This window comes from Nocardia sp. CC201C (assembly GCF_030010695.1).
Classification (GTDB): Bacteria; Actinomycetota; Actinomycetes; order Mycobacteriales; family Mycobacteriaceae; genus Nocardia; species Nocardia otitidiscaviarum.
The window spans coordinates 1-2625 of sequence record NZ_JASCXP010000642.1 but is presented as its reverse complement, the minus strand read 5'-3'; the positions used below and the strand labels follow the sequence as shown (position 1 = coordinate 2625).

The following is a 2625-nucleotide window of genomic DNA, read 5'->3' as shown; positions in this document are numbered from 1 at the left end:
TGCGCTTCCTCCAGGGAGTGCACCACGATCAGGTGATTCCATCGTGCGTTCCCGATCCGCGTCACCCGGTACACCGGCGGGATGTCGTGCTCCTCCCGGAGCGCAAGCATGATCTGCACGGTCCCTTCGGGATTCGCGCCTGTGACGTTGTACAGCCAGATCCAGGCGAACTTGCGGGCCACGCCGAAGGAGATCTGCGAGCCGACCGTCATCTCGCACTCGCCCTGCTGCTCGATGAGCGCACGGAGTGCCGCGAAGATCTCCTGGGAATGCGGCTTGCCGGCGAAGTACTCCCGGACCCGCTGTTCGCCGTTCCCCATGGGGCTCAGCCTAGCCGCGGGCAGCACTCAGGAAGCCTGTCGCCGCCGGTGCGCCTCGATGGCCTCGAACTTGGCGAGATTGTGCCGGGCGTCGGCGAGGGCGTCGTGCGCGTCCTTGGGGACCGGCGGCAGCGCGGGGCGGCCGTGCTGATCCCAGTGCTGGCGCAGTTCATTGGTGTATCGGGGGAGGGCGTTGGGCAGGTCGACCATGGAGCCCCAGAGCTGGCAGAGCGCGACGTGGTCGTACGCGCCGACCCAGGCCCACAGTTCGGGTTCGACGCCGGGGCGGGGGACCAGGAACTTGTAGAGGTCGTCGCGGATGCGTTCGCGGCTGCGCCACAGCGGGGAGGAAAGCGGCGGCAGCTGCGGGAGCACGTAGCGGCGCACGAACGGACCGGCCTTGGATTCGTCGAATTCGGTTGATACCGCGTAGTACTCCCGACCGTCCTCGCATACCACCGCAATTGAAACGAGATCGATCACGATTCCATCCTCAATGAATTCGCAATCGTAAAAATACCTCAACTGGTGGTTTCCTTTCGGCTACAACGAAGTAATTCGATGGTCGGTGATGCTTGGGGATGTGACAGAAAAGGGTCGCCGCAACTCGGTGTACGTCGGCCGCATCAGACGAAGATCAGCCGGTGGGGATCCGTCGAGGCGACTCCAGGTCGCGGGCGACCAGGGATGGAGTAGATACGTGGCAGAAAGCTGCTGCGCGGTGAGAACGTACGCCACCTCAATGGCGCCAAACTCGACAACCGGCCCGAGAATCTGGAATTGTGGCTGACGCGTCAGCCGATAGGCCAGCGTGTGGAGGACCTCGTGGACTGGGCGCGTGAAATCATCGCACGATGCGATTCGGACGGCAGGTATCGATTGTGTCCGGGTAGCAAACATCCACTCCGCCTCCGGCATGTTGTTCCGGAGGCGGGGTTGTACCTCGGCCCGGTCGTCTCGGCTCAGAACGGATCGGCGGCCGCGCGCCGGATCACTTCGCGGGCCAGCGGGCCGTGCAGGGCGTCGATGGGACGGCCGGGCAGGGAGTCGTCCTCGGTGTAGATCCACTCGAGGATTTCCTCGTCGGTGTATTTGGCGTCACGCATGACGGTGATCAGACCGGTCAGGTGTTTGGCGATGGCGCCGGTGGAGTCGAAGAAGTCCTTCGGAATACCGGCGACCCCGTCGCGGCGCACCGCGATGAGCTGGTGGTCGCGCAGCATCTGATGCACCCGGGTGACGACCATGCCGAGCTGGTCCGCCACATCGGGCAGCGGGATCAGGGTGACCGAATCCGGGAGGACGTCGTCGCTGCAAGGGAAGGCACTCACCCGCACAACGGTAGTCCGTCGCGGCGGCAACGTCGCATCACACCCCGTCCGGACTACGATCGGGTGAGTCGTACGGGTCCCCGTAGGGAAATATCGGGAAGGGCAACACTTGATCGGCCAGATCCTGGAAGGGCGCTACCGCATCGATGCGCCGATCGCGCGTGGCGGTATGTCAATGGTGTTCCGAGGTGAGGACACCCGTCTGGACCGCCCGGTCGCGATCAAGGTGATGGATCCCAAATTCGCCGCCGACCCCCAGTTCCTCACCCGTTTCGAACTCGAGGCGCGCGCGGTCGCCAAGCTCAAGCATCCGGCCCTGGTGGCCGTCTACGACCAGGGCGTGGACGGCGACCACCCATTCCTCATCATGGAATTGGTCGAGGGCGGCACCCTGCGCGAACTGCTGCGCGAACGCGGCCCCATGCCCCCGCACGCGGTGCGCGCCGTGATCGAACCGGTCATGCAGGCCATCGGTGTGGCGCACTCCTCCGGGCTGGTGCACCGCGACATCAAACCGGAGAACGTGCTCATCTCCGACTCCGGTGAGGTCAAGATCGCCGACTTCGGTCTGGTGCGGGCGGTGGCCGCCGCCAACATCACCTCGGCCAGCGTCATTCTCGGCACCGCCGCCTACCTCTCCCCGGAACAGGTCACCAGCGGCCACGCCGACGCGCGCAGCGACGTCTACGCCGCGGGCGTGCTCATCTTCGAAATGCTCACCGGGCGCACTCCGTTCACCGGCGACAATTCGCTGTCCATCGCCCTGCAGCGGGTGGAGAACGACGTCCCGAGCCCGAGCCACCACATCTCCGGCGTCCCACCGGAATTCGACGAGCTGGTCGCGCACGCCACCGCCCGCGAACCCGCGCACCGCTTCGCCGACGGCAACGAGATGGCCGCCGAGATCCGCCGCATCGCCCAGGTGCTGCAACTGCCCGCCTACCGGGTGCCCGCACCGCAGGAATCCGCGGAAC

The 2625-nt window shown here is 65.8% G+C and carries 4 protein-coding genes; 1 reads left to right on the top strand and 3 read right to left on the bottom strand.

Going from position 1 to position 2625, the window contains the following annotated elements; translation table 11 throughout:
* The 3 genes from QK444_RS35385 to QK444_RS35375 form a co-directional block, all read right to left on the bottom strand.
* Positions 1–320: DUF5655 domain-containing protein (locus QK444_RS35385; protein ID WP_282786362.1), on the bottom strand; the 320-nt coding region annotated here is incomplete at its 3' end.
* A 27-nt stretch (positions 321–347) separates the two neighbouring features.
* Entirely contained in the window at positions 348–845 is a 498-nt protein-coding gene (locus QK444_RS35380) for a polyadenylate-specific 3'-exoribonuclease AS (protein WP_282786360.1), read from the bottom strand.
* A gap of 437 nt (positions 846–1282) precedes the next feature.
* On the bottom strand, positions 1283–1651 hold the full coding sequence (locus tag QK444_RS35375) for an Rv2175c family DNA-binding protein (protein WP_282786358.1): 369 nt from the start codon (positions 1649–1651) through the stop codon (positions 1283–1285).
* 109 nt (positions 1652–1760) lie between these two features.
* Here QK444_RS35375 and QK444_RS35370 point away from each other — a divergent pair.
* The coding region (locus QK444_RS35370; RefSeq protein ID WP_282786356.1) for a protein kinase at positions 1761–2625 on the top strand (865 nt) is incomplete at its 3' end.